The sequence below is a fragment of the Tardiphaga robiniae genome (assembly GCF_001618955.1).
Classification (GTDB): Bacteria; Pseudomonadota; Alphaproteobacteria; order Rhizobiales; family Xanthobacteraceae; genus Tardiphaga; species Tardiphaga robiniae_A.
Window position 1 is genome coordinate 577,001 of record NZ_LVYV01000001.1, and the last position, 25,065, is coordinate 602,065.

The window sequence follows — 25,065 nt, forward strand, 5'->3', positions numbered from 1 at the left end:
AAAATACGAAGCATACTTCGTATTTTACAAAAGCAAAGTCCGTGCCATAAACATTGCGATGCGGTAGTTTTTCAACGCGCTCGCACCATACGAGCAGTAGCCGACACAAGGAGAGACTGCGTTGCCCCAGGCCAAACCGCGCCGTGACAAGCCCGTCCACAAGCCCTGGCCGCTGGCCCAGCGACCGGGATTTTTGATCAGACGGCTACACCAGATCCATGTCGCGCTGTTCCAGGAAGCCTGCAGTGCCTTCGAGATGACGCCACTCCAATACAGCCTGCTGTCCGCATTGGCGGCGCGCGGAACGGCCGATCAAACCAGCTTAGCTGCTGATATTGCTCTGGATCGCACGACGACGACGGGCGCGCTGAAGCGACTCGAAGCACGCAGGCTGGTCGAGCGTCCGGTCAGCGACGACGACCGCCGCGCCCGCATCTGCCGGCTCACACCGGCCGGTGCAGCCCTGCTCGACAAGATCGAGACCGCCGCACGCGAGGCGCACCGCGCCACGCTCGGCAACCTCACCAAGACGGAACAGACTGCGTTTATTGCCATGATGCAGCGCATTGTCGCAGCGAACAGCAGCCGCGACGGAGCCGCTGATCTATCGGTTTAAAGGTCGCCGAGACGGCTCTTTCCTGATTAGAACGACTATAAATTAATCAACCTGATCGCGGCGCAGGCAGACAATTATTCAGGACCGCAGCATCAGCCGTTCATCAGGCGGTGCGATTTCGGTGACGAGATCGCGGATTAGCGCCTTTTTCGGCAGCGGCGCCAGCGTCGTCATTCCCTCTTTGAGCCGAACCGTGCAGGCGTAATCGACCTTGCCGTCGATCAGCATCATGCATTCCTTGCACGCATTCGCATTGATGCAGGAGAAGCGAAACGCCAGCGAGGGATCCATGCTGCGCCTGATGGCGCGCAAGCCATCGAGAATGGACTGGCCGTGTTCGAAGGGAATGTCGAACGTGTCCTGATGCGGCGTTGCGCCGAGTGCGCCGCGCTGAATGCTGAGCGTCGCCTTCATGCGGCAGCCTTTCCGGTGGTGGGCATCACTTTGCGCAGGGTCATGTCGCCATCCGCCATCGCAACAATCTGGTTGACGCTCCACGCATCGTTCAGACCGAGATGATCATCACGCTGATGCGCGCCGCGGCTTTCGGTGCGCGCGAGTGCCGGCACGGCGACGGACTGCGCGACGGCGAACATGTTGCGGAGATCGAGCCAGTCCGCCCGCACGGGATCGAAGGCTTCGACCGACGCGAACGGTGTGTCGCCGATATCGGCCTTCAATTGTGCGATGGCCGATATTGCCGAACGCAATTTCGCATCGGTGCGGAACGGACCGACATCGTCAGCCATTACGGCCTGTAGCTTCACGATAACCGCTGCGGGATTTGGCGCATCACGTTTGCTGGCACTGCGCAGCAGATCGATTGCAGATTTCGCCGCATCGGCTGACCACATCGACGCATTCTGCTTCGCGCGTTCCGCAGCGCTGCGCCCCGCCCGCGCGCCGAACACGAAGGCTTCGGTGATCGCATTGCCTGAGAGCCGGTTGGCGCCATTGGCGCCGCCGACCGCTTCGCCGCAAGCGAAGAGGCCGGGCACGCCGGTCGCCATCATCTCGTCCACGCGAATGCCGCCCATATGATAATGCGCGATCGGCGCAACCTCGACCGGGCGCTGCGCGAGATCGATGCCGTTTTCGGCAAGGCGATCTACCACCGGCCCGAACGCCTTGCGGATCTCGGCTTCCGGCACATGCTGGAAACTGAGATAGGCGCCGCCGGCTGGGCTACCACGGCCGGCCTCGACTTCCTTGGTGATGGCATAGGTCGCGAGATCACGCGTGAGCTTGTAGGTGCCGTCGCTGCGCGCGTCCTTGGTCGCATAATCCGCCTCGAATTCGCGCATCTCGGAGTTCAAGAGCTTGCCGCCGAGCTTGTAGCGGAACGGGTCCCACATGATCGGATCCATGCCGACCAGCCGCGGCGCGAGATGGCCGATGGGGAAGAACTGCACGAATTCCATGTCGATCAGTTCGGCGCCTGCGCGCAAGGCAAGCGCATAACCGTCGCCGCCCATATTCGATGACGCACTGTTGCGGCGATAGAGCCCTGTGAGGCCGCCCGTCGCGATCACCACGGCCTTCGCCGCCAACGTCACCGCTTGCCCCGTCGGCAGATGCAGCGCCGTGGCGCCGCAGGCTTCGCCATAGCGCAGCGCGATGTCCACGATAGTGAGATCGCCGATACGGCGAATGCCGCTAGCGTTATTGAGCTGCGTGCGCAGCGTCTTCGACACCGCAGGACCAGTGGAGAGAAAATCCACATAAGCACAGCGCGGCCGATCATGGCCCGGCGCCTGCGCCTGTTTGATATGGCCGTCCTCGCGCGCCCAGCCGACCTTCCACGCATCCATCTCGCGCAGCCGCTGCGGGCCGTCTTCGCAGAGCAATGCCGCGAGACGCTCGTCGCAGAGCCCGCGACCGGCGGCGAGCGTGTCGGCGAAATGATGCTCCCAGTGATCCGGCGTCTGCTCGCCCAAGGCGGCTGCGACCGTCATCTGCGCCATGACAGTGGCACCGCCGCGCCCGATCAGGCTGCGATCGGCGAGAATGACCGACGCGCCACCCTTCGCTGCTTCCAGCGCGGCATACATGCCGGCGCCCCCGGCGCCGATCACGAGAACATCGGCTTCGAGATGGGCGGGAACCAAAGTATTGGGAGGAGGTGATGTCATGATCGGGCGAGTGTCTCTTCAAACGATAGCTTTGTCAGCAACCATCGTGCCAACATCACTACCGGGCCGCTTGAATGTAAGGCATTTTTGCCTTACATTGCTGGAACCAGTTTCTGCAGGAGGTCGCGATGAGTGTGCTGACGGTCACCGCCAAGGGACAGGTCACCCTGCGCAAGGACCTGCTCGATCATCTCGGTGTCCAGCCCGGCGAGAAGATCTCGATCGACAAACTCCCGGACGGCCGGATCGAGGTCAAGGCCGCGCGTCCGACGGGCAAGATTTCTGACGCCTTCGGCTTTTTGAAGAAGAAAGACAGCCCGTCCTTGTCGATCGATGAGATGAACAGGATCGCTGCGCGTGGCTGGGCTGGCAAACGATGAAGATCACGGCCGATACCAATATTCTGGTGCGAGCCGTAACGGGGGATCATGCCTTGCAGAGCAAGGCCGCTCAATCGGCTCTGGCAAAAGCGGAACTGGTCGCTTTGACGATTCCGACGCTGTGCGAATTGGTCTGGGTGCTATCGCAGGGTTACAAGATTGCGACGCCTGACATTTCAGAAACGATCCGACGTCTCGTCAATGGCGACAACGTCACCGTCAATCGGCCCGCCGTCGATGCGGGCCTGGCCATGCTCGATGCCGGCGGAGATTTCGCCGACGGCGCAATTGCCTATGAGGGAAGATGGCTCGGCGCAGTGACCTTTCTGTCATTCGACAAGAAGGCCGTGAAGCTGATGAGCGGGCAAGGAGAGACAGCGCAGCTGCTAGGCTAAGCGCTGTGCTCGCCTTTCGTCAGATCTCCGTGCGCAGGATCGCCCGCGCCAGCGTCTGTGCACGCGGAACGATACTCTCGATATCCAGCCACTCCAGATCGGTGTGCACATTGCCGCCGACGGGGCCGAGACCACAGAGCGTAGGCGTGCCCACGCTGGCGGTGAAACCGGAATCTGCGCAACCACCGGCAAATTCACCGGTCAGCGTGGTGAGACCCGAGTCGACAGCGGCCGCCTGATAGGCCTCGAACATTGCCTTGGCGGCGGCGTCCTGCACCAGCGGCAGGAATTCGCCGTTGATGTGCAGTTTCGCCGACGTGCCCGGCACGGTCGACGTCGCGATGATCTTTTCGATGGCGCCCATGATGGTCGCGCGATCGGCCGGATCGATGTAACGGAAATCGATCTCACCTTCGGCATGGGGCGCCGTGGTGTTGACCGACTGGCCGCCCGACACCAGGCCGACATTCAGCGTGATGCCCTTGTCCATATCGGTCAGTGCATGAATCTGCACGATCTTGTGCGCGAGTTCGCCGATGGCGCTGATGCCGACCGAGAAGTTGTTGCCGGAATGCGCGGCCTTGCCGAAGACTTCAAAGCGCATGAACACGCCGCCCTTGCGACCAGTGGTGATGTTGCCGGTCGGACGCCCAGGCTCCGAATTATAGACAGCGCGCGCGGCGCGGCCCTCGCGCTCGATGATCGGCCGTGACGAGCGCGACGCGATCTCTTCATCGCCGGTGATCAGCAGCTTGATCGGACACGGCGCCGCGTCGAACTTCTTCAATGCCGCGGCAACGAACACGTTGATGACGACGCCAGCCTTCATGTCGGCAACGCCCGGACCATGGGCAAGATTGCCCTTGATGGTGAAGGGACGCTTGGCGACTTCGCCTTTCGGAAACACCGTATCGCGATGGCCCATCAGCAGGACTGGCTTTTCGTTGCTGCCCGGCTTGCTGATCAGTCCATGCACCGCATCGCCATAGACATCATGCGGCTCGCGCCAGGTTTCGATGCCGTATTCGGCGAAGTGCTGTTCGAAACGAGCGCCGACGGCATCAACGCCTTCCTTGTCGAAGGAGCCGGAATCGATGTTCACGACGTCGCGGAGCAGGTCGATCATTGGCTGCTTTTGCGAGGCCAGCCAATCAATGATCTTGGTTTCCGTAGTATTCGACATGAATTGTCCTTCGGTCACTCTTGAGCGCTTGCGTCGCGCGTTGTTATTTGGCCATCGCCACGGCAGGTGCGGCACTTTCCTGCTTGCGCATCATCATGCGCGCAATGGCTTCGCCGATCGCCACCGTGGTGAAATGGGTATTGGCACGGCAGTCCGACGGCATGATCGACGCATCGGCGACGCGCAGACCTTTGAGGCCCTTCACGGTTCCATCCGGATTGACCACGCCACCCGTGTCCTTGAAGCCGGTCATGCGGCAGGTGCCGGCGGCATGCTGGATATCGCCGGTGTCACGGCGCAGCACGGCTTCGAGCTCGCGCGTCGGCAGCGCCGCCGCCTGCGACAGCGTCATGTCCGTATCGGTCAAGCGGATCCAGTCAGCGATGCCGGCCAGCGCCGGCTGCGTGGTGATCACGGCAAGCCGCTTCACGGCATCGACCATGCGCAGCATGTCGCGGGGGTCAGCCAGCATGTTCTCCTCGACGATCGGGTCGATCGACGCATCGGTGGATGCGAGCTTCAGCGTGCCGCGCGAGAAGGCATTGAACAGACCGGCACCAATCGCACCGGGATTACCGATGCCGCGATGATTGAACGCGATCAGGATCATGTCGCGCTTGCCGCCGTCGGCCAGGCCAGACGAATAGGTGACGCAGCAATTGGTGTGGCGGGTATCCTTGTCTTCCGGCGCGACATCGTCATGCAGCTTGATCGTGGTGCGGAACAGCGGATGGTCGAAGAAATTCCGGCCGACGGGCAGATCGCATTCCACGGTGATGCCCATGTCCTTCAGCTCGTCCGCCGGCCCGACGCCCGAACGCAGCAGGATCGCCGGACTGTGGATCGAGCCGCCGCATAGCACGATCTCGCGCGCGCTGATTTCCTGCGTGCCCTGCCCCTCGATGTGCACGATCACACCGGTCGCCTGACCGTCCTTGATCACGACGCGCTCGACGAGCGCATGCCCGCGGATTTCGAGATTGGCGCGGCCGCGCGCCGGCTCGAGATAGGCTTCATTGGTGGAGATACGGCGCAGATCGCGGCTGTTGATCGGATAGCAGGCCACGCCCTCGCCATCCGGCCCGTTGACGTCGTCGCACCAGGCGTAGCCCGAAGCCAGCGCCGCATCGCGCAAGCCCTTGTCGATCGGGCCCCATGTCTCCGGCGGCGCGCGATAGACCGGCAGCGGACCACCGCGGCCATGGCCGGGCCTGTCGCCGAATTCCAGATCGTCCTCGATCACCGAGAACAGCGGCATGATCTCCTTGGCGGACCAGCCGGTGCAGCCCAGGGCCGCCCATTCGTCGAACGCATCGGCCACGCCGCGGATCGCGATCTGGCCGTTCATCATCGACGAGCCGCCAAGGCCCTTGCCGCGCCAATAAAAGCGCTGGTCCTGCCCGGCGACGCGGCGCGAATGCAGCTGCGGCCACTGCCACTTCTCCTGGAATTCGCGCTGGTGGATGATCGGGATCGGGTTTGGCGTGGTCACTTCCCACGGCGCATCCCCCGCGCGCCAGTCGAGGCCGGCCTCCAGCAGCAGCACGCGCGTGGCAGGATTTTCGGAGAGCCTGGCAGCCACGGCAGCGCCGGCAGATCCACCGCCGACGACGATCACATCATACATAGTGCTTCATTTCTCTCTGCTGCGGCGCCTGCGCCGATCTTGACCGGCCGAACGCGTGCAAAATCCGTTCCCGCCATTATGCGCCCGGCGCACAGCAGACGCTAGCAGGCGGGCTGCAGAGGCAACACGCGGCAAAGGCATGGCGGTTCGAAAGATATGGCCATAAGTTGTGGCAGTGATGGATTGAATGGAAAGAACCGCCTCAGAGGGGATCGCCGGGCTTCTTCGTAGGCGGATCGTCATCAAGAATGGCACGCCAGCCGGCGCCATCGAGATCATCGAACTGGCCCGATCTCAGCGACCACATGAAGGCCCACAGGCCGAGCAACCCGAGCGCAAGCGCCAGCGGCACGAGGACGACGAGGGACTGCATGGTTGGACCCTATTTCAGCACGAGGCGATTCTTCGACAGGAACATGCGCTCGCCCCCCACCTCGCCTTCCAGCACCAGATCCCACAGGCCCGGCGCCAGTTCGGCAATCTTGCCGCGATAGATCGCGCCGCCCATGTCGACGAGCTCAACCGGCCGGTCCGCGCGACGATCCGCCGGCCGCTCCAGCCGCCCGGTGAAGGCTAATCCCGCGATCGGATTGCCGTTACGATCGCGCGCTTCGACACGGACGGCGGCATCACCTGCAGCATCGCGCTCGACCTGCGCGCTGACCTTCCAGCCGCGACTGCTCTGGCCGCGCGCGGCCTCGATCTCGTTGCCGTAAGCGAGGCTCGCTGTATAGGGACTATCCACCTCGACACCCGGCAGCGTCTCCAGCGCGAATTTCATCATGACGACATTGACACCGATGATCATGCCGAAGAACAAAACCAGGCAGATCAGGACGAACCGGCCGGTGATCGGACGAGGTGCGGCAACGGCGGCGCTCATGCTGTTCTCCTTTACGGTGCAACGAAATGATCGGTCGCCGACGCCATGTCGCCATGGACGGCATCGGTGACACGCATCACCAGCGGGAGCGACTTCTCGGAATTGCCTGCTGCAGGCGCCGTCACCAGTACACGCAGTTCGGTGGTCTGGTCGCGGCCCAGCACAATCTCCGGGCGGCCTGACGACACCGCATCCATGCCCACGACATGCACAGTGGCATTGACCGGCCCGTTGACATCGAGCGTGACCACGCGGCCAGCGCCACGCTTGTTGAGCAGCCGCACCGTATAGGCATTGCGGATCGAGCCGTCGCTGAGGCGCACGGCAACCGGATTACGATCGTGCAGCACATTGATGTCGAGCAGCGAGCGGTTCAGCAGCGCATAGAGCATAACGGCGCCGACGACAGCGATGAGACCGGTATAGACGATCGTACGCGGCCGAATGATGCGCGTGATTTCGGGCTTGCCCGCCTTGCGCCTGGCAATGTTGATATCGGTGTCATAGCCGATCAACCGGGTCGGCCGGCCGATCCTGGTCATCACGCCGTCGCAGGCGTCGATACACAATCCGCACTGGATACAATCCATCTGTAGTCCGTTGCGGATATCGATGCCCACCGGGCAGACATTCACGCACTGATGGCAATCGATGCAGTCGCCGGCAGGCTGGCCGAGCGCACGCAACTCCGCAGCCTTCTTTAGCGAGGTCCGTTGCTCGCCGCGATCGGTCTTGTAGGTGACGTTGAGCGCCCATTCGTCGGTGAGGGCCGCCTGGATGCGCGGCCACGGGCACATATAGAGACAGACCTGCTCGCGCATCCAGCCGGCCAGTGTGTAGGTCGTTGCCGTCAGGATCGCGATCCAGATATAAGCCAGCGTCGGTGCCTGGAACGTCACGAGTTCCCTCACCAGCGTGGGCGCATCGTTGAAATAGAGCACCCAGGCGCCGCCGGTCCACCATGCGATCAGGAGCCAGATCGAATGCTTCATCGTCAGTTCGACGAAACGCTGCAGCGTGAGACCCTCGGCTTCCTTCTTCATCCGCTCACGGCGATCGCCTTCGATCAAGCGTTCGACGGCAAAAAACAAATCGGTCCAGACTGTCTGCGGACAGAGATAGCCGCACCAGACGCGACCACCGACGGCATTCATCAGGAACAGCGTGAGGGCGGCAAGGATCAGCAGGCCGGTGAAGAAATAGACTTCCTGCGGCCACAGCTCGATGAAAAAGAAATAGAAGCGACTGTTCGGCAGGTCGACCAGCACCGCCTGATCGGGGGCACCGGGACCGCGGTTCCAGCGCACGAAAGGCAGCAGATAATAGATGCCAAGGCAGACCGCCATCAGCGCCCATTTGACGTTGCGATACCTGCCGGAGACCTTCTGCGGAAAAACCTTCTTCTGCGCCGCATAGAGCGGGCCGTAGTCGAATTCCTCGGGCGCAACGGGCTTGTTCATCGGAGGTCACTCTTGTCTCTGGAATGACCCTAGACTTCGCCGGTGCGGTGCAATTGATGTACGTCAAACGCGCGAGCTCGATTGCCCGCGCGCGCTATGACTTATTGTCCACCCCCCAGCGAATGGACATAGACTGTCAGCGCCTTGATGGTCGCCAGGTCGAGACGGCCGATCCAGGCCGGCATCACGCCGCTGCGGCCATTGGTGATGGTCTCGACAATCGTCGCCTCATCCGAACCGTAGAGCCAGATATTGTCGGTCAGGTTCGGTGCACCTATGTCCGGATTGCCCTTGCCGGCATCGCCATGGCACGAGGCGCAGTTGTCGGCGAACAGCTTCTGGCCGATATTGGCGTCGTAACCCTTGGCCGTCGGCAATCTCGACAGCGAGCGCACGTAGTTCGCAACCGTCTCGATCTCCGGCTTCTTCAACATGCCGTCGCGGCCGAAGGCGAGCATGGCGCCTTCATGCGATTCCGCATGGGCGGAACGCGCGCCGAACTGGATGGTCTTCTCGATCTGCTCCAGTGTGCCGCCCCACAGCCAGTCGTCATCGTTCAGGTTGGGGAAGCCCTTGGCACCGGCCGCACCAGTGCCGTGACACGGCGCACAATTGTCGCCGAACACCACACGGCCTCTGGCGCGCCCCAGTGCCAGCAGCGCCGGGTCCTTCTCGATTTCCGCGAGCGGTGCAGCGCCGAGCACCGCCATCTTACCTCCGCGGATCTTCTCGAGATTGGCGAGATCGACGGCGACATCCGCACGCGACGAATAGCCCGCAACGCCTTTGCTGTGACCCCAGATCATCGGCCAGGTCGGATACACCACCCAATAGCCGATCGCCCACACGATAGTGAGATAAAAGGTCATTACCCACCAGCGCGGCAGCGGCGTATTGAGTTCCTTGATGCCGTCCCAGGAGTGACCTGTGGTGGTCTTACCGGTGGCCTTGTCGAATTCGCCTTCGTGATCGCTCATGATCTGATCAATCCTCTCGCAACGGCTGACGCGCGGCGGCGTCAAACATCGCCTTGTTGCGGGGCCACAATGCGTAAGTCAGAATTGCGATGAAGATTCCGACAAAGACCGGCGTCCAGAATGTGAGGACGAGGTTCGACGCGAAGTTCTCGACGGTCAGGATTGCGCGCATGCTTCCATCTCCTCAGCGGAGGTTTGCTTTTTCGTTGTAGAGTTTGAAATCGACCAGCGTACCCAGCATCTGCAGATAGGCGACCAGTGCATCCATCTCGGTGGGCAGACCCGGCTTGCCGTCGAAGTTACGTGCCACCGATTTCGGGTAGCGCTTGAGCAGCGCGTCGGTATCGCCATTGTCGGGATCGGCCTGGGTCTTCATGTCCGCCACCGCATTGACGATCTGATCATCCGTATAGGGCACACCCACCGCACGGTTGGTGCTCAGATGATCGGCGATGTTCTCGGTGCTGACAGGCGTCTCGGCCAGGAACTTGTAAGACGGCATCACCGATTGCGGCACGATGGCGCGCGGATTGCTCAGATGCGTGACGTGCCATTCATCGGAATATTTCGCGCCGACACGCGCGAGATCCGGACCGGTGCGCTTCGAGCCCCACTGGAACGGATGGTCATACATGCTCTCCGCCGCCAGCGAGTAATGCCCGTAACGTTCGACCTCGTCACGCAGCGGCCGCACCATTTGAGAATGGCAGAGATAGCAGCCCTCGCGGACATAGACGTTGCGCCCGGCGAGTTCGAGCGGTGTATAGGGCCGCATGCCCTCGACGGCCTCGATGGTGCTCTTCAGATAGAACAGCGGCGCGATCTCGACGATGCCACCGATGGCGATGACGAGAATGATGCCCACGATCAGGACGATCGAGTTCTTCTCGAAGATTTGGTGCCGGCTCCAGAACGACATGATTGATCCTCACTCAGCCGGCTGCAGCGTGGCGCCGGGGCGCGATAGCACGCCCTCTTCCGCTTCGCCGACCCGCACGGTCATCCACAAATTCCAGGCCATGATCAGCGCACCGATCAGGAACAGTCCGCCGCCCGCGGCGCGGATGATGTAGAACGGGTGCATCGCCTCGACGCTTTCAATGAAGGAATATTCGAGGAAGCCCAGCGACGTGTAGGCACGCCACATCAGTCCCTGCAGGATGCCCGACACCCACATCGCGGAGATGTAGAGAACGATGCCGAGCGTCGCGATCCAGAAGTGCCACTCGACCAGCTTCAGGCTGTAGAGCCCCTTGCGATTCCACAGCCAAGGCACGAGGCAATACAGCGCACCGAAGGAGACGAAGCCGACCCAGCCGAGCGCACCGGAATGCACATGACCGATGGTCCAGTCGGTATAGTGGCTGAGCGAATTGACCACCTTGATGGACATCAGTGGACCTTCGAAGGTCGCCATGCCGTAGAACGCCACCGACACCACCAGCATACGCAGCACCGGATCGGTGCGCAGCTTGTCCCACGCGCCGGACAGCGTCATGAGGCCATTGATCATGCCGCCCCAGGACGGCATCCACAGCATGATCGAGAAGGTCATGCCGAGCGTCTGCGTCCAGTCGGGCAAAGCCGAATAGTGCAGGTGATGCGGACCGGCCCAGATATAGAGGAAGATGATCGCCCAGAAGTGCACGATGGACAGCCGATAGGAATAGACCGGCCGCTCGGCGCGCTTCGGAATGAAGTAATACATGATGGCGAGGAAGCCGGCGGTGAGGAAGAAGCCCACCGCGTTGTGGCCGTACCACCACTGGAACATGGCATCCTGCACGCCGGCCCAGGCGACATACGACTTGGAGCCGAAGACCGAGACGGGCAGCGCAAGGTTATTGCCGAGATGCAGCACCGCGATGGTGATGATGAAGGCGAGATAGAACCAGTTGGCGACGAAGATATGCGGTTCCTTGCGCTTCACGAGCGTCATCAGGAACACCAGCAGATAAGTCACCCAGACGATGGTCAGCCAGAGATCGGCATACCATTCCGGTTCGGCATACTCCTTGGATTGCGTGACGCCGAGCAAATAGCCGGTGCCGGCAATGACGATGAAGAAATTATAGCCGAGCACTACGAACCACGGCGCAAGATCGCCAGCGAGACGGGTACGGCAGGTCTTCTGCACCACGAAGAAGGACGTCGCGATCAGCACGTTGCCGCCGAAGGCGAACACCACCGCCGAGGTATGCAGCGGCCGCAGCCGGCCGAACGAGGTCCAGGGCAGATTGAAATTCAGATCGGGCCATGCGAGCTGCAAGGCGATTAGCAGCCCCACCGTGAAGCCGGAGATGCCCCAGAACACCGAGGCCACAGTGGCGAATTTGATCGGCCCGAAATTGTAATTCGGCCGCCCGTCGATCTCCTGCGGCGGCAATGCGCCGCGCTCGAAATAGCGATTGAGGATGACGAACACGGAGGCCAGGCTGGCGAAGCCGGCCAGCGTCACGTGAAAGGCATAGGCTGCATCTTCCGCCTTGGCCGCTGCGATGATGGAGAGAAATACGGTGACCGCGAGGATCACGGTCAGACCGGCCTCGCCGATCGTCATCCACTTCACGCTGTCAGTCTGGTTCGTCATGATGATTCTTTCCCGAGCACGCACCCATCAATCACGGCGGCGCGCTCAGTGAATTGATTGAAATCAAAGTTGGGGGAAGCTCGCGCACGCGCGGCATGATGCGTCAGGCGAGAGCGGGAGCCGCGACGGCTTCGGTGTCCAGTAGCCGGATGCGGCCCGGCAGAATCTCGATCGCGCCGCGGCGTTCGAGCTTGGCCAGCGTCCGGCACACAGTCTCGACGGTGAGGCCGAGATGATCGGCGATATCGCGCCGGCTCATCGGCACCGGCAGCGGATCGACATCGCGACCGAGCCGTGCCAGCCGGTCGCGCCAGTGCGTCAGGAACACGATAAGCTTCTCTTCCGCTGCACGGCGGCCCAGCGAAAACATCTTGTCATGCGCGTCGGCGATCTCGGTCGCCATCAGCGCGACGATCTCGTTCAGCACATAGGGCCGGTGACTGGCAAATTGCGCGAATTTCTCACGCGGGATTTCCCAGACCACTGCAGGACCGATTGCAGCGGCGGACACTTCATGATGCCCCTGCGTTGCGATCTCGAGGATGTCGCCCGGCAGCGCAAAACTTGTGATCTGGCGACGATTATCGCATTCGGTCCTGTAGATGCCGACCACACCCTCGACCACGCTGAAGCATTTGCCCGCCGGCGCTCCCTGCGTGAACAGGACATCCTGCGAAGTATAGGGCACCCGCTCGCCCAGGGTCATCAACTGGCGCAGATCGGCGGCGCCCAGATGAGACAGGAAGCCGCCCGGCTGCGCAGCCGCATTCGCACAAGGCGCAGCGAACGACGATGCAGCCATCAGCTTTGTCATGCGCTCCCCGGGTTTCGTTGGCCTCGCGGAAGTGCGGGGCACTTTTGGATAACCGGATCAGCGCGGCACACATTGATACACATCAATCGCCTCTTACCTCTCCCCGCATCTTGCGCGGGGAGAGGTCGGGTCGCGCGCATCGCGCGTGATCCGGGTGAGGGACGGCGCACTGCAGTTGCCGCCTAGCAAGACCTATCGAATCGAAGAAGCGGAGATGGCAGTGGCTGAGGTGCCACGCCCCTCACCCCACCCCTCTCCCCGCGCAGAGCGGGGAGAGGGAGCCGGCCGCGTCTGCCGCAACTATTCAACTCTAACGCGGCCGGATGAAACTAAAACATCTCGCTTTCGATGGCCGCAACCGTCCCGGCATCGAGCAGATGCGCACCCCAGCCGCGTTTCGCCAGCACATGCGACAGCCCCGGCGACACTAGCAGCAACAGCGCAGTCATCATCAGCGGCGCTACGCTGAGCCGGTCGATGCGCACCGGCGTGAGCTCTTCGGTGCTGCCGGCATAGTCGCCACGGCGACACCAGATATCGCGGCAAATGCATAGCAGATCTCGCCTGTCGCCGCCGCGCTGCGCACTGCCGAGCAGCACCTGCATGGCCTGATGCGTGACGACGCCCTCGCGCGTCGCCGGTGCGACATCCGGCGTCTCGCCAAGCGAGATGCGCAGCAGCAGATCGACCAGATCGACGCCGGCGAGCCAGGCGGCCATCGGCTCCACCAGCCGCGGATTGCAGTCGATATAGAATGGCCCGCTGTCATCGTCCGGCATGATGAAGTCGATCGACAGCGCGCCGTGCCAGGCGAGATGCCTACCGATGGCCGCGAGATCGCCGCGCACGCGGTCTCGCCGCACGCTGCGCTTGATGGCATCGCCACCCCCGGCACCCTCCATGATCTGGCGAGTGACGTGAAAGCCGACCAGTTCGCCGCGGCAGAACACGCCCTGCGCCTTCTCGGTCGCGCCCGCGGCATGGGCCTGCACCAGCACCTCACCGGCAAAGTGGTTGCCAACCTCAAGCTCTGTCGATGCCAACGCAAGGTCAGCACCGTCACGCACCACCCAGACGCCGCGGCTCGCAGTGCCGATGGCGGTCTTGATAACGCAGGGGAAGCGGACAGCGTTGCGGAGCACGTCAGCGCCGGCGACGATCTGGGTCTCGGGTTGCGGCAATCCAAGCTCGCTCAGCATACGGCTGAAACCGGCCTTGCTATGCGCCGCCCGGTAGCTCGCGAAGGACGGCAAGGCCAGGCCGGCCAGCGGCCTCAGCCGCTCCTGCACTTTCGCGAACAGGAAGCCCTGTTCGTGGACTGGCAGTAGTACGTCATAGTCGCCCGTCGCCAGCAGGCCTTCGATGAACCGCAGGAAGCCCAGGGGATTTTCCCGCATTCCCGGGCAGCGGTGATACATGCGGACAAATCGCGAGAACCGCGCCAGCCCGGCAGCGGCGGGATCGCAGACATCTACCACATGGCCGGCGAGGCCGAGCACGGTGACAGCCTCCCGCGCGGAGGTGCTGGTGCCTTCCGACAGCAGGATCCGCAGCGGCTTAAAATTCGGGCTGCTCGTCATCATGCTCAATCATGTCGCATTCCCGGGCCGTGGTCGCGTTTCCCGCTGCTGCCCTGCACGGGCCGCAACACCTGCATGTCGCAGTGCTGATAGACATTAACCTGCTGAGAACGTAGGCATAGCGCACCTTTTCGAGGCTGCAAAAAGCGGCCATCAGCCGCCTTGGTGGAAACGCATATGGTCGATATTCCGGCCTCGACCTCGCATCTCGCGTCGCGTGACCACGTCCCTTCGGCGACGCGGACGCTGACGGCGATTTCCACTGCGCATTGGGTCAGTCACTTCCACATCTTCGTGCTGCCAATGCTGTTCCCGTTCCTGAAGGACCGGCTCGGTGTCGGCTATATCGAACTCGGCTTCGCCCTCACCACTTTCGCTGTCGTCTCCGGCCTCACTCAGGCGCCGATCGGCTATCTCGTTGACCGCATCGGCGCACGCAAGATCCTGATCCTCGGCGTCATGCTCGGCGGCTGCGCGCTGATCGCGCTCGGCCTGTTGCTCAGCTATCCCGCGCTGATCGTCTGCGCCGCGCTGCTCGGCCTCGCCAACAGCGTCTATCATCCGGCCGACTACGCCATCCTCGCCGCGCATATGGACGAGTCGAAGATGGGCCGCGCATTCTCAATCCACACATTCGCAGGCTTTGTCGGCGGCGCGGTCGCGCCTCCCCTGATGGCGGCACTGCTGGTTGGTATCGGCGGCCAGGGCGCGCTGATCGTCGCGGGCGCCATCGGCGTGGCGATTGCACTGATGCTGATCGTGGTCAGCATTCCCGATGCCGGCGCGATGGCTGATGGCGATGACGCCAAAAATGCGGAGACGCCCAAGGTCAGCATGATGACCCCGGCGATCCTGATGCTGACGCTGTTCTTCACACTGCTGTCGCTGTCGCAGAATGGCATCAACAGCTTCGGCATCGTCGCGCTGATGAACGGCTACGGCACATCGCTGTCATCGGCGAACATCGCCCTCACCGCTTTCCTCGCGGCCAGCGCCGTCGGCGTGCTTGCCGGCGGCTGGCTGGCCGATCGGACCAGACACCACAGCCGCGTCGCCGCCGTTTGTTTCACGATCAATGCCGCCATCATCTGTGCCATCGCAGTATTCACGCTGCCGACGCCGGTGATCGTCGCGGCCATGACCACCGCGGGCTTCCTCGGCGGCGTGCTGACACCGTCGCGCGACATGCTGGTGCGCGAGGCCGCCCCTCCCGGCGCCGCCGGCCGCGCCTTCGGCATCGTCTCCACCGGCTTCAATTTCGGCGGCATCATCAGCCCCATCCTGTTCGGCTGGTTCATGGATCACGCGCTGCCGCATTGGGTGTTCGGCGCCTCCGCCTGCTTCATGGCGGCGACGGTGCTGCTGGCGCTGGTGTCGGAGCGCAAGCGATAACGGGTTGTCGTCCCCGCCTGCGTGGGGACGGCGGGGAGCGGTTCTGTTATAGTCTCCGCCGCATGCTCACGGTTCGCCATCTCACCAAATCCTATCGTTCAGCCCAGGAACAGGTCGCCGTGTTGCGCGGCGTCGATCTCAGCGTTGCCGCCGGCGAGAGCGTGGCGCTGACCGGCGAATCCGGCAGCGGCAAGAGCACGCTGCTGCATCTGATCGCCGGTCTCGATGAAGCCGACGGCGGCGAGATCACCCTTGGCGACATCGTCGTCACCGGCCTCCACGATTCCGCGCGCGCCGCGCTGCGCCGCGACCGGCTCGGCCTCGTATTCCAGCAATTCAACCTGATCCCGTCGCTGTCGGTCGCCGACAATCTGGCATTTCAGGCGCGCATCTCCGGCAAGCACGACGCAGCCTGGCAACGCGAACTCACCGAGCGCCTCGGCCTCGGCGCGCTGCTCAAGCGCTATCCCGAACAGCTCTCCGGCGGCCAACAACAGCGAGTCGCCATCGGCCGCGCGCTGGCCTCGAAACCGCTGTTGCTGCTCGCCGATGAACCCACCGGCAATCTCGACGAGAACACGGCTGACGAAGTCTTGGGGCTGGCGCGCGATCTCGTAGCCCGCACTGGCTGCGGTTTCCTGATGGTGACCCATAGCGAGCGTCTTGCTGCGACGCTGGATCGCCGCATCCATCTTCATGCCGGATTGATCGCGTGAGACGCGCGCTCTGGATCCTTGCGGTACTGCTCAGCCACTGGCGCCGGCATCCGATGCAGTTCGCGACGCTCCTGATCGGATTGATCGCCGCTACCGCATTGTGGAGCGGCGTGCAGGCGCTCAACCAGCAGGCCCGCACCAGCTATGACCGCGCCGCCGCGGCCTTCGGCGGAACGCGCACGCCGATGCTGGTCGCAACCAATGGCGGCGCGTTTTCGCAACAGCTCTTTGTCGATCTCCGCCGCGCGGGCTGGCCGGTGTCCCCTGTGGTCGAAGGCCGCATCTCCATTGGCGGCCGCTCGGTGCGCCTGCTCGGCATCGAGCCGGTGACCATGCCTGTCGAAGCCAGCGCTGCGACGGAGATCGGCAGGACGGGAGCACAGGCCTTTCTGACGCCGCCCGGGCAAGCCCTGATCGCGCCGGAAACACTGGCCAGCCTCGGCCTCACCGAGGGCGCAACGCCCGCGCTCAATGACGGAGCACTGCTGCCGCCCCTGAAGCTGCAGCCGCAACTCGCACCCGGCGTCCTCGTGGTCGATATCGGCATCGCCCAGAAACTGCTGAAGATGCCGGACCAGATTTCGCGCCTGCTGATCGGTAGTACCAAGGGTCCACGCGCATCGCTCGGCAGCGTCGTCGGCGATCGGTTGCGGCTGGTGAAGCCCGATGCCGAGACAGACCTCGAACGTCTCACCGACAGTTTCCATCTCAATCTCACCGCCTTCGGCCTGCTGTCCTTCTTCGTCGGGCTGTTCATCGTCAATTCGGCCATCGGCCTCGGCTTCGAACAGCGCCTGCCTATGCTGCGCACCTTGCGTGCCTGCGGCGTCTCAGCGCGGCAGCTCAACAGCGTGCTGGTGCTGGAGCTTGTCAGCATCGCGCTGATCGCCGGCGTCATCGGTCTCGTCTGCGGCTATTTCATCGCCGCATCGCTGCTGCCCGATGTTGCGGCCAGCCTGCGCGGACTCTATGGCGCGCAGATCCCGGGGCAACTCACACTGAAGCCCGAATGGTGGTTCGCTGGTCTCGCGATTTCCGTGACCGGCGCGCTGCTGGCGGCGACATCGAGCCTGCTGAAAGCCGTCCGCCTTCCCCTGCTCGCCACCGCGCAGCCCTATGCCTGGCAACAGGCACAGCATCGCTGGCTGCGGCTGCAAGGCGCGGGCGCATTGCTCGTGTTCATCGCCGCCGGGCTCGCGCTCTGGCTTGGCGATTCCCTGATTGCCGGTTTCTTCGTGTTGGCCGCTCTCCTGCTCGGCGCAGCGCTCGCATTGCCGGTCATCCTCGGCATCGTCCTTGCCGGAGGCGAACGCAGCGCGCGACGGCCACTCGTCACATGGTTCTGGGCCGACAGCCGGCTGCAGCTTTCCGGCCTGTCGCTGGCGCTGATGGCGCTGCTGCTGGCGCTTGCCGTCAATGTCGGCGTCGGCACCATGGTGGAGAGTTTCAGCCGCACGTTCACGGGCTGGCTCGACGGGCGGCTGGCGTCCGAGATCTATCTGAACGCGGCGAGCGAGAAGCAGGTGATCGAGATCAAGACCTGGTTGAAGACGCGTCCCGACGTGCAGGCAGTTCTGCCGGGCAGCCGCGCGGACCTACAGTTCAACGGCGCGCCGATCGAGCTTCTCGGCTTCGCCGATCACGCCACCTATCGCGATCAATGGCCATTGCTGGAATCGACCAGCGATGCATGGGATCGCGTGCGCAGCGGCAATGCCGCTCTGATATCGGAGCAATTGTCGCTGCGCATGAAGCTCAAACTCGGTGACCGCCTGGATGTGCCAACTCCGACCGGCAACTGGTCGCTCGACGTCGTCGCCATCTATGCAGATTACGGCAATCCGCAAGGCCAGATCGGCGCCAATGTGGATGCGCTGGTGAAGCACTTCCCGGAGATTTCGCAGACCCGCATGGGACTGCGCGTCGCGTCTGCGGATGTGCCGGCGCTGATCACAGCCATTCGCGCGCGCTTCGGCCTCGATGGCCGCAACCTCGCCGATCAGACGACGGTGAAAACGGAATCGCTTGCAATCTTCAACCGCACCTTCGCGGTCACTGCAGCGCTCAATGCCTTCACGCTCGGCGTCGCAGGCGTCGCGTTGCTCACCAGCCTGCTCACGCTGAGCAATTCGCGTCTGCCCCAACTGGCGCCGCTCTGGGCCATCGGCATCACGCGCCGTCGGCTGGCCGGGATCGAGCTGTTGAAGACGCTGTCGGTCGCCTTGATTACCTCACTGCTGGCGCTGCCGCTCGGCCTGCTGGTGGCGTGGTGTCTTATCGCCATCGTCAATGTGAAGGCCTTCGGCTGGCGCCTGCCGTTCCATGTGTTTCCGCTGCAACTGGTCCAGTTGCTCGGCGTTGCCATGCTGGCCTCGTTGCTCGCAGCCTTGCTACCGATCCTGAAACTGCTGCGCATGCAGCCGGCCACACTGGTGAAGGTATTCGCCAATGAGCGCTAGCTCGCTCACACGTCGCAGCTTGATCGGCGCCGCCGCATTGCTCGGCCTCGGCGGTTCACGCGCATTCGCCCAGGGCTTTGCCGGCCTCGGCCGCGACGCCGAAGGTTTTGCGGCTGTCGTTCCGGGCCGTCCCCTCACCTTTCCGGCCGATCACGGCCCGCATCCGGACTATCGCATCGAATGGTGGTACCTCACGGCCAATCTCACGGACGCATCAGGGAATGCCTATGGCGCGCAGTGGACGCTGTTTCGACAGGCGATGGCGGCGGGCGCGCAAGGTGACGGCTGGGCGACACCGCAGATCTGGATGGGTCACGCGGCGGTGACATCGATGACCGCGCATCATGCGGCCGAGAATTTTGCCCGCGGCGGCATCAGTCAGGCCGGTGTCACGACAACACCATTCCGTGCATGGATCGATGCGTGGGAAATGCGCGGGCTTGAGAACTTCGACGACAGGTCGGTTGCGCCGCTCGATGTGTCGGCATCGTCGGCGGATTTCAGCTACGGGCTACGGCTCGATGCAAAGCAGCCACTCGTGCTGCAGGGCGAAAATGGTTTCAGCCGCAAATCCGAACGCGGCCAGGCATCGTATTACTACAGCCAGCCATATTTCACCGCATCGGGCGTGCTGACCATCGACGGCAAGGAGATCGCCGTCACCGGCCACGCCTGGATGGACAGGGAATATTCGAGCCAGCCGCTGGCTTCTGACCAGACCGGCTGGGACTGGTTCTCGCTGCATCTGCCTGACAATGCGAAGCTGATGCTGTTTCGTCTCCGGCAGAAGGACGGCGCGCATTATTTTGCCGGCAACTGGATTACCGCGGACGGAAAATCCGAACAGCTTGCTCCAGGCGCTATAGATATGACGCCGACAGTCATGACCGAGATCGCCGGCCGCAGGATCCCGACGTCATGGAAGGTATCGATCGCATCGCGCGGATTACAGATCGCAACCTCGCCGCTGAATGCCAGGAGCTGGATGACGACGAGTTTCCCTTATTGGGAAGGGCCGGTGAGCTTCACCGGCAGCCACAGCGGTACGGGCTATCTGGAAATGACGGGATATTGAGGTGCGATAGCCACCACAATATCCGTCATGCCCGGGCTTGACCCGGGCATCCACGCCTTTCTTGTATCGAGCACACCGCTAAGACGTGGATGGCCGGGACAAGCCCGGCCATGACGGAGTTTTTGTCGCAGCTAATAGCGAATGACGTTACTTCGTCAGCGGGCAGCCGCTCTCGGCCGCGGTCGGATAGGCCTTGTCGCCGGGCACCACGGCGAGCTGCTTGTAGTAATCCCAAGGCTTCTTCGATTCCGACGGCTTCTTGACCTCGAACAGATAGAGGTCCTTCACCATGCGGCCATTGGCGAGCACCTTGCCGCCCTGGGCGAAGGCGTCATCGACCGGAAGTTCCTTCAGCTTCTTCGCGACGGTTTCGGAATCCTTTGTGCCTGCCGCTTTCACCGCTTTGAGGTAGGACAGTGTCGACGAATAAGTGCCGGCCTGGATCATGTTCGGCATACGCTGGGTGCGCTTGAAGAAGCGATCGGCGAACTCACGCGATTTGTCATCACGATCCCAGTAGAACGATTCCGTCAGCACCAGGCCCTGCGCCGCCTGCAGTCCAAGGCCGTTGACTTCGGCTAGCGTCAGCAAAAGACCGGCGAGCTTCTGGCCGCCGGCAACGATGCCGAATTCAGCCGCCTGCTTCACGGCGTTGGTCGTATCGAGGCCGGCATTGGCAAGGCCAATGACCTTGGCCTTGGAAGCCTGCGCCTGTAGCAGGAAGGACGAGAAGTCAGACGAGTTCAGCGGATGGCGAACGGCACCGAGCACCTTGCCGCCCTTTGCCTTCACGATATCGCCGGTGTCCTTTTCCAGCGAATAGCCGAAAGCGTAGTCCGCCGTAAGAAAGAACCAGCTGTCGCCACCAGCTTCGGTCAGCGCGCCGCCGGTGCCAACACCCAAGGCGCGTGTATCGAACGACCAGTGGAAGCCATAAGGCGTGCAGGCATCGCCGGTGACGCGCGACGAGGCCGCGCCGACCACGATGTCGATCTTCTTCTCTTGATTGGACAGTTCCTGAACCGCAAGCGCCACCGACGAGGTGGTGAGCTCGGTGATCATGTCGACGCCTTCGACGTCATACCAGCGCCGCGCGATGGAGACGGCCAGATCGGGCTTGTTCTGGTGGTCGGCGGTGACCATTTCGATCTTCTTGCCGAGCACCTCGCCGCCGAAATCCTCGATCGCCATCTTGGCGGCTTCGACCGAATATTTGCCGCCGTAATCGGCATAGACGCCGGACTGATCGTTGAGAATGCCGATCTTGACGGCTTGGTTCGCGCCTTGTTGCGCCGAAGCGGATGTCGCGAAGAGAAGACCGCACAGTGCAGCCGTCGACAACAGTCCGAATTTCATCAATGCCTCCCAGGTTTTAATTTGGGCGCACGCTATTTTAGAAGCGGAGGTCGAACCAGATAATCTTTCGGCCTAGACAGAATTTGCAGATCAGCTTTGCGTCATCGCGGAGCGCAAGTCGTCTCCGCAGTTGCTGCAACGCACTCATGTCATTGCTGCTTCTTCAGCGCCGCTTCGATACAGGCCAGTTCCCGCTCGATTTCGGCGACCATCGACACCGGATCGGCGTCGGAAATGAGGTGCATTTTCTCGTAAGTGCCATCCTGGATGCTTTTCAGGATGGCCATCCGGTCGGTCTTGTAGCCCTTCAAACGCTCGAAATCGCCACGCTCGGCGTATTTCGCGATGAGTTTCTCGAAGACGGTGCTCATGGGGAATTCCTTGGCATCGAAAGCGCGGGGAGCGATGCCCCGCGCCGTGAAATGGTCGGCGATCAGAGCCCGCGCAGGACCAACCGGTTAAGACGGCTTGCAAAGGCCGCCGGATCTTCCGGCAATTCGCCGTCGAGAATCTGCGCCTGTTCGAGCAGCAGGAACGCAATGTCCGACGCCTCGCCGCCTGCCGCCTTGTCCGCGCCCGCGATTTTCGCCACCAGCGGATGGCGCAGATTGATCTCGAGGATCGGCTTGGTGATGCTGCCGCGGTTCTGCATCGCCAGCATGCGCTCAAGCTCGCGGTCGGGGCCGGCGCCGCCGGCCACGAGGCACGACGCCGAGGTGGTCAGGCGTGTCGAGACCTTCACGTCGGAGACACGCTCGCCGAGTGCTTCCTTGATCACGGCAATGGTCGCAGCTTCATCGGTTTCGGTCTTCGGCTCGTCCTTGGTCGCGTCTTCATCAATACGCGGGATCAGATCGAGATTGACCTCGCCTTGGCTCAACGACTTCAGCGGCTTGCCGTCGAAATCCAGCGGCGCCGAGCTCCAGAACGCATCGACCGCGTCGGTCAGCAGCAGCACTTCGATGCCGCGCGACTTGGCGGCTTCCAGCTTCGGATTCGACTTCAGGCGATCGAGGCTGTCGCCAGCGAGATAATAGATCTCGGTCTGGTTCGGCTTCAGGTCCGCGACATAATCCTTCAGCGAACGCTTCTCGCCCGAAGTCGTGGTGAAACGCGACAGCGCCAGCAGCTTCTCGCGGCGCTCGAAATCCTCATAGATGCCTTCCTTGATCACCGGGCCGAAGGCGTCCCAGATCTTCGCGAAGGTCTCGGCATCCTTCTCGCTGAGGCTTTCCAGCTCGCCGATCACGCGCGTCGCCACGGCCTTCCTGATTTGCGCGAGCTGCGGATTGTTCTGCAACATTTCGCGCGAGAGATTCAGCGGCAGATCCTCGGCATCGATGACACCGCGGATGAAGCGCAGATAGGATGGCAACAGATCCGCATCATCGGTGATGAAGACGCGGCGCACATAGAGCTTCACATGGCCCTTGCGATTCGGCTCGAACAGGTCGAACGGCTTCTGCGACGGCGCGAACAGCAGCACCGCATAGGAATAGCGGCCCTCGGCACGGTAATGCAGCGTCATCGCCGGCTCGTCATAGGCATGCGCGATGGACTTGTAGGCCGCGCTGTAATCTTCCGGCGTCAGTTCGGACTTGGAGCGCTGCCACAGCGCGCTGGCCGAATTGATCTGACGCGGCACGGCATCGCCGTCCTTGAGCATGATCGGAAACTGGATGTTGTCCGAATAGGCTGACACGATGCGCTCGATCTCATAGGTATCGAGATATTTCTTCGCATCGTCCTTCAGATGCAGCACGATGGAGGTGCCGGTCGGCACGCTCATGCCGTCACTGACCTGGCCGATCTCGAAACCGGCCCCGCCGGTCGAGGTCCATGTGAACGCATCGTGGGTGCCGGCGCGGTGGCTGGTGACCACGATCTTCTCGGCCACCATGAAGGCCGCATAGAAGCCGACGCCGAACTGGCCGATCAGGTTCGAGCCGTCCTTGGCTTCGGTCAGCCGCGACAAAAACGACTTGGTACCGGACTTCGCAATGGTGCCGAGATTGTCGATCAGCTCCTGGCGGTCCATGCCGATGCCGGTATCGATGATCGACAGCGTATTGGCCGCCTTGTCCGGAATGATGGTGATGTTGGGCGACTGGCCGTCGGGGATCAGCTGGGGATTGGCGATCGCCTCATAGCGTAGCTTGTCGCAGGCGTCGGACGCGTTGGAAATGAGCTCACGCAGAAAGATGTCGGTCTCGGAATAGACCGAGTGAACCATCAGGTTCAGCAATTCGGCGACTTCGGCCTGGAACGGCTGGGAAACGGGTGCAGCGGTGTCAGTGGTCGTCATGAAAAGTGCCCGATACTGGTAAGGGAGAGATCACGCATATAGCGACGCGGATTTGCCGAGTCCATGGTGCGAACCGATGGATTCCGCGCGAAAAGGCCGATCGGGAACTAGAGCTGGCTATGCTAGCTTGAAGCTGCGACTTGCGATGCAAGAAGCCTGGTCGTCGCATCGAGGTCGACCAGAGGATAGACCTCGAACTGGGCCGGGATGATGTCGGCCCATTCGTTCAGGATGCGATGCAGCACGTCGTTACTCTCGACCCTGAACACCACCACGACGCCGCGGCCGACACGGGATAAATATGCTGGCAGATCCCGACGCCTGATACCCCGCCATCCACGGCCAGAAGCTCTGACGCGCGGCCGCCATGTCGGACGGACGATCGGCGCGCGGATTCGAGATCACCAGAAACAGCATCGCTGATCTCCTGTTGGCGCACTCAGAATGAGTCAGCCCTGCAGCGCGCCCGCATAGGCGCTTTCCAGCATGGCCAGGCATTCACGCGCACGCGCCTGCGCGATGTCGTTGGCGGTCTGGGAGATTTCGCGGAGATCGCGGATCGCCAGATCGACGGCGCTCAGCAGATCGATTTCACACTCATCGACCTGGGGGGCCGACGCACGCATTGGGAAGGGAATAACTACACTCACTGGCACGCCCGCTCTTCACGATTGCAACGTTCGAATCACTCGCGACTCATTTGGCCCGCGAATGGTTAAGCCAATCGGTAGGAAGCAACGGATCTGACGTAAAACTGTCGCGCCGCCGTCAATCCTGCCAGCGCACCGGCGGGATCAGACCGACGGACGGGTCATCGCCGGGGTCATCCGACGGCTGGATCGTGGGCCCTTCGTTCCGTTCGGGCGTCGCATCGATAATCATGGCTGGCGACGGAAGCCGTGGAACGGCCATGCTCTGCTGGCCGCGCCGATAGGACTCGAATTCGAGCTGTTTGGCGAAATACCGGAACAGCTCGGCCGCGTATTTGCGCTGCTCGGGGCTGGACGCCGAGGCGATCAGGAAGATCAGTTCGTCGGACAGTTCCGACGTGGTCGCACCGGTCAGGTCTTCGAGAACGCTCATCACAATGGCTCGGCCTATGAAGCCTTGAGCCTGCACGAGTGT

At 62.5% G+C, this 25,065-nt stretch carries 26 protein-coding genes; 7 read left to right on the forward strand and 19 right to left on the reverse strand.

The features are described 5' to 3' along the window. Nucleotides 1–121 precede the first annotated feature (121 nt). A complete protein-coding gene (locus A4A58_RS02735) occupies nt 122–616 on the forward strand; it encodes a MarR family winged helix-turn-helix transcriptional regulator (RefSeq protein WP_244499637.1) in 495 nt (164 codons plus the stop codon). A gap of 78 nt (nt 617–694) precedes the next feature. Here the strand turns inward: A4A58_RS02735 and A4A58_RS02740 are convergent, their stop codons facing one another. Together A4A58_RS02740 and A4A58_RS02745 are read right to left on the reverse strand one after the other, a co-directional pair. Further along, entirely contained in the window at nt 695–1,030 is a 336-nt protein-coding gene (locus A4A58_RS02740) for a 2Fe-2S iron-sulfur cluster-binding protein (RefSeq protein ID WP_068729562.1), read from the reverse strand. Further along, entirely contained in the window at nt 1,027–2,748 is a 1,722-nt protein-coding gene (locus A4A58_RS02745) for an FAD-binding protein (protein ID WP_068729564.1), read from the reverse strand. Before A4A58_RS02745 ends, A4A58_RS02740 begins: the two co-directional genes overlap by 4 nt. Before the next feature lie 128 nt (nt 2,749–2,876). Here A4A58_RS02745 and A4A58_RS02750 point away from each other — a divergent pair, with 128 nt between their 5' ends. Further along, nucleotides 2,877–3,128: an AbrB/MazE/SpoVT family DNA-binding domain-containing protein gene (locus tag A4A58_RS02750; protein WP_068729565.1), complete on the forward strand. Its 252-nt coding sequence runs from the start codon at nt 2,877–2,879 to the stop codon at nt 3,126–3,128. After that, entirely contained in the window at nt 3,125–3,523 is a 399-nt protein-coding gene (locus A4A58_RS02755; protein WP_068729567.1) for a type II toxin-antitoxin system VapC family toxin, read from the forward strand. The genes A4A58_RS02750 and A4A58_RS02755 overlap by 4 nt, the downstream gene beginning before the upstream one ends. A 19-nt stretch (nt 3,524–3,542) precedes the next feature. Here the strand turns inward: A4A58_RS02755 and A4A58_RS02760 are convergent, their stop codons facing one another. The 11 genes from A4A58_RS02760 to A4A58_RS02810 form a co-directional block, all read right to left on the reverse strand. Beyond that, complete coding sequence (locus tag A4A58_RS02760) at nt 3,543–4,706, reverse strand: M20 family metallopeptidase (RefSeq protein WP_068729569.1); 1,164 nt, start codon at nt 4,704–4,706, stop codon at nt 3,543–3,545. A 43-nt stretch (nt 4,707–4,749) separates the two neighbouring features. Further along, nucleotides 4,750–6,333, reverse strand: coding sequence for a GMC family oxidoreductase (locus A4A58_RS02765; RefSeq protein WP_068729571.1), 1,584 nt, complete (start codon nt 6,331–6,333; stop codon nt 4,750–4,752). A gap of 202 nt (nt 6,334–6,535) precedes the next feature. Next, nucleotides 6,536–6,706, reverse strand: coding sequence for a cbb3-type cytochrome oxidase assembly protein CcoS (gene ccoS, locus A4A58_RS02770; protein WP_068729573.1), 171 nt, complete (start codon nt 6,704–6,706; stop codon nt 6,536–6,538). Nucleotides 6,707–6,715: 9 nt separating this feature from the next. Then, nucleotides 6,716–7,216 carry a FixH family protein gene (locus A4A58_RS02775; protein WP_068729576.1) on the reverse strand — a complete coding sequence of 167 codons (501 nt, stop codon included), beginning with the start codon at nt 7,214–7,216 and terminating at the stop codon, nt 6,716–6,718. Between the two features lie 11 nt (nt 7,217–7,227). Further along, nucleotides 7,228–8,676: a cytochrome c oxidase accessory protein CcoG gene (gene ccoG, locus A4A58_RS02780; RefSeq protein WP_068729578.1), complete on the reverse strand. Its 1,449-nt coding sequence runs from the start codon at nt 8,674–8,676 to the stop codon at nt 7,228–7,230. A 101-nt stretch (nt 8,677–8,777) separates the two neighbouring features. After that, nucleotides 8,778–9,653: a cytochrome-c oxidase, cbb3-type subunit III gene (gene ccoP / locus A4A58_RS02785; RefSeq protein WP_068729580.1), complete on the reverse strand. Its 876-nt coding sequence runs from the start codon at nt 9,651–9,653 to the stop codon at nt 8,778–8,780. A gap of 7 nt (nt 9,654–9,660) precedes the next feature. After that, a complete protein-coding gene (locus tag A4A58_RS02790) occupies nt 9,661–9,825 on the reverse strand; it encodes a cbb3-type cytochrome oxidase subunit 3 (protein ID WP_068729582.1) in 165 nt (54 codons plus the stop codon). Nucleotides 9,826–9,837: 12 nt separating this feature from the next. Beyond that, on the reverse strand, nt 9,838–10,572 hold the full coding sequence (gene ccoO, locus A4A58_RS02795) for a cytochrome-c oxidase, cbb3-type subunit II (protein WP_068729584.1): 735 nt from the start codon (nt 10,570–10,572) through the stop codon (nt 9,838–9,840). 9 nt (nt 10,573–10,581) lie between these two features. Beyond that, entirely contained in the window at nt 10,582–12,213 is a 1,632-nt protein-coding gene (ccoN, locus tag A4A58_RS02800; protein WP_068730406.1) for a cytochrome-c oxidase, cbb3-type subunit I, read from the reverse strand. Between the two features lie 133 nt (nt 12,214–12,346). Beyond that, nucleotides 12,347–13,057, reverse strand: a complete 711-nt coding sequence (locus A4A58_RS02805) for a Crp/Fnr family transcriptional regulator (protein ID WP_068729586.1) — start codon at nt 13,055–13,057, stop codon at nt 12,347–12,349. Nucleotides 13,058–13,386: 329 nt separating this feature from the next. Next, the gene (locus A4A58_RS02810; RefSeq protein WP_244499638.1) at nt 13,387–14,637 is read right to left on the reverse strand and encodes a hypothetical protein; all 1,251 of its coding nucleotides are present in this window, start codon (nt 14,635–14,637) and stop codon (nt 13,387–13,389) included. A 177-nt stretch (nt 14,638–14,814) separates the two neighbouring features. Between A4A58_RS02810 and A4A58_RS02815 the strand changes: the two genes are divergently transcribed. From A4A58_RS02815 to A4A58_RS02830, 4 genes are all read left to right on the forward strand, one after another. Further along, nucleotides 14,815–16,029 (forward strand): MFS transporter, encoded by a 1,215-nt coding sequence (locus tag A4A58_RS02815; RefSeq protein ID WP_068729589.1) that lies wholly within the window; start codon nt 14,815–14,817, stop codon nt 16,027–16,029. A 62-nt stretch (nt 16,030–16,091) separates the two neighbouring features. Continuing rightward, on the forward strand, nt 16,092–16,745 hold the full coding sequence (locus A4A58_RS02820) for an ABC transporter ATP-binding protein (protein ID WP_068729591.1): 654 nt from the start codon (nt 16,092–16,094) through the stop codon (nt 16,743–16,745). Beyond that, nucleotides 16,742–19,204 carry an FtsX-like permease family protein gene (locus A4A58_RS02825; protein ID WP_068729593.1) on the forward strand — a complete coding sequence of 821 codons (2,463 nt, stop codon included), beginning with the start codon at nt 16,742–16,744 and terminating at the stop codon, nt 19,202–19,204. Before A4A58_RS02820 ends, A4A58_RS02825 begins: the two co-directional genes overlap by 4 nt. Beyond that, nucleotides 19,194–20,279, forward strand: coding sequence for a lipocalin-like domain-containing protein (locus tag A4A58_RS02830; protein WP_068729596.1), 1,086 nt, complete (start codon nt 19,194–19,196; stop codon nt 20,277–20,279). The genes A4A58_RS02825 and A4A58_RS02830 overlap by 11 nt, the downstream gene beginning before the upstream one ends. Before the next feature lie 147 nt (nt 20,280–20,426). Here A4A58_RS02830 and A4A58_RS02835 read toward each other — a convergent pair whose 3' ends face one another. The 6 genes from A4A58_RS02835 to A4A58_RS02855 form a co-directional block, all read right to left on the reverse strand. Then, nucleotides 20,427–21,635 (reverse strand): ABC transporter substrate-binding protein, encoded by a 1,209-nt coding sequence (locus A4A58_RS02835; RefSeq protein WP_068729598.1) that lies wholly within the window; start codon nt 21,633–21,635, stop codon nt 20,427–20,429. Between the two features lie 149 nt (nt 21,636–21,784). Further along, nucleotides 21,785–22,006, reverse strand: coding sequence for a hypothetical protein (locus A4A58_RS02840; RefSeq protein ID WP_068729600.1), 222 nt, complete (start codon nt 22,004–22,006; stop codon nt 21,785–21,787). 62 nt (nt 22,007–22,068) lie between these two features. Then, nucleotides 22,069–23,940, reverse strand: a complete 1,872-nt coding sequence (htpG, locus tag A4A58_RS02845; protein ID WP_068729602.1) for a molecular chaperone HtpG — start codon at nt 23,938–23,940, stop codon at nt 22,069–22,071. Between the two features lie 122 nt (nt 23,941–24,062). After that, nucleotides 24,063–24,215, reverse strand: coding sequence for a hypothetical protein (locus tag A4A58_RS31385; RefSeq protein WP_244499639.1), 153 nt, complete (start codon nt 24,213–24,215; stop codon nt 24,063–24,065). Nucleotides 24,216–24,389: 174 nt separating this feature from the next. Continuing rightward, the gene (locus A4A58_RS29485) at nt 24,390–24,566 is read right to left on the reverse strand and encodes a hypothetical protein (RefSeq protein ID WP_244499640.1); all 177 of its coding nucleotides are present in this window, start codon (nt 24,564–24,566) and stop codon (nt 24,390–24,392) included. Nucleotides 24,567–24,708: 142 nt separating this feature from the next. Continuing rightward, nucleotides 24,709–25,023 (reverse strand): hypothetical protein, encoded by a 315-nt coding sequence (locus A4A58_RS02855; protein WP_068729604.1) that lies wholly within the window; start codon nt 25,021–25,023, stop codon nt 24,709–24,711. Between the last annotated feature and the right edge of the window lie 42 nt (nt 25,024–25,065).

Excerpts from the sequence above, each read along its gene's own strand:
- ccoG (WP_068729578.1), bottom strand. The coding sequence starts at position 8,676 with ATGAACAAGCCCGTTGCGCCCGAGGAATTCGACTACGGCCCGCTCTAT.
- A4A58_RS02765 (WP_068729571.1), bottom strand. The coding sequence starts at position 6,333 with ATGTATGATGTGATCGTCGTCGGCGGTGGATCTGCCGGCGCTGCCGTG.
- ccoP (WP_068729580.1), bottom strand. The coding sequence starts at position 9,653 with ATGAGCGATCACGAAGGCGAATTCGACAAGGCCACCGGTAAGACCACC.
- A4A58_RS02760 (WP_068729569.1), bottom strand. The coding sequence starts at position 4,706 with ATGTCGAATACTACGGAAACCAAGATCATTGATTGGCTGGCCTCGCAA.
- A4A58_RS02755 (WP_068729567.1), top strand. The coding sequence starts at position 3,125 with ATGAAGATCACGGCCGATACCAATATTCTGGTGCGAGCCGTAACGGGG.
- A4A58_RS02820 (WP_068729591.1), top strand. The coding sequence starts at position 16,092 with ATGCTCACGGTTCGCCATCTCACCAAATCCTATCGTTCAGCCCAGGAA.
- A4A58_RS29485 (WP_244499640.1), bottom strand. The coding sequence starts at position 24,566 with ATGCGTGCGTCGGCCCCCCAGGTCGATGAGTGTGAAATCGATCTGCTG.
- A4A58_RS02790 (WP_068729582.1), bottom strand. The coding sequence starts at position 9,825 with ATGCGCGCAATCCTGACCGTCGAGAACTTCGCGTCGAACCTCGTCCTC.
- htpG (WP_068729602.1), bottom strand. The coding sequence starts at position 23,940 with ATGACGACCACTGACACCGCTGCACCCGTTTCCCAGCCGTTCCAGGCC.
- ccoN (WP_068730406.1), bottom strand. The coding sequence starts at position 12,213 with ATGACGATCGGCGAGGCCGGTCTGACCGTGATCCTCGCGGTCACCGTA.
- ccoO (WP_068729584.1), bottom strand. The coding sequence starts at position 10,572 with ATGTCGTTCTGGAGCCGGCACCAAATCTTCGAGAAGAACTCGATCGTC.
- A4A58_RS02810 (WP_244499638.1), bottom strand. The coding sequence starts at position 14,637 with ATGACGAGCAGCCCGAATTTTAAGCCGCTGCGGATCCTGCTGTCGGAA.
- A4A58_RS02830 (WP_068729596.1), top strand. The coding sequence starts at position 19,194 with ATGAGCGCTAGCTCGCTCACACGTCGCAGCTTGATCGGCGCCGCCGCA.
- A4A58_RS02855 (WP_068729604.1), bottom strand. The coding sequence starts at position 25,023 with ATGAGCGTTCTCGAAGACCTGACCGGTGCGACCACGTCGGAACTGTCC.
- A4A58_RS02815 (WP_068729589.1), top strand. The coding sequence starts at position 14,815 with ATGGTCGATATTCCGGCCTCGACCTCGCATCTCGCGTCGCGTGACCAC.
- A4A58_RS02840 (WP_068729600.1), bottom strand. The coding sequence starts at position 22,006 with ATGAGCACCGTCTTCGAGAAACTCATCGCGAAATACGCCGAGCGTGGC.
- ccoS (WP_068729573.1), bottom strand. The coding sequence starts at position 6,706 with ATGCAGTCCCTCGTCGTCCTCGTGCCGCTGGCGCTTGCGCTCGGGTTG.
- A4A58_RS02775 (WP_068729576.1), bottom strand. The coding sequence starts at position 7,216 with ATGAGCGCCGCCGTTGCCGCACCTCGTCCGATCACCGGCCGGTTCGTC.
- A4A58_RS02750 (WP_068729565.1), top strand. The coding sequence starts at position 2,877 with ATGAGTGTGCTGACGGTCACCGCCAAGGGACAGGTCACCCTGCGCAAG.
- A4A58_RS02745 (WP_068729564.1), bottom strand. The coding sequence starts at position 2,748 with ATGACATCACCTCCTCCCAATACTTTGGTTCCCGCCCATCTCGAAGCC.
- A4A58_RS02740 (WP_068729562.1), bottom strand. The coding sequence starts at position 1,030 with ATGAAGGCGACGCTCAGCATTCAGCGCGGCGCACTCGGCGCAACGCCG.
- A4A58_RS02805 (WP_068729586.1), bottom strand. The coding sequence starts at position 13,057 with ATGACAAAGCTGATGGCTGCATCGTCGTTCGCTGCGCCTTGTGCGAAT.
- A4A58_RS02835 (WP_068729598.1), bottom strand. The coding sequence starts at position 21,635 with ATGAAATTCGGACTGTTGTCGACGGCTGCACTGTGCGGTCTTCTCTTC.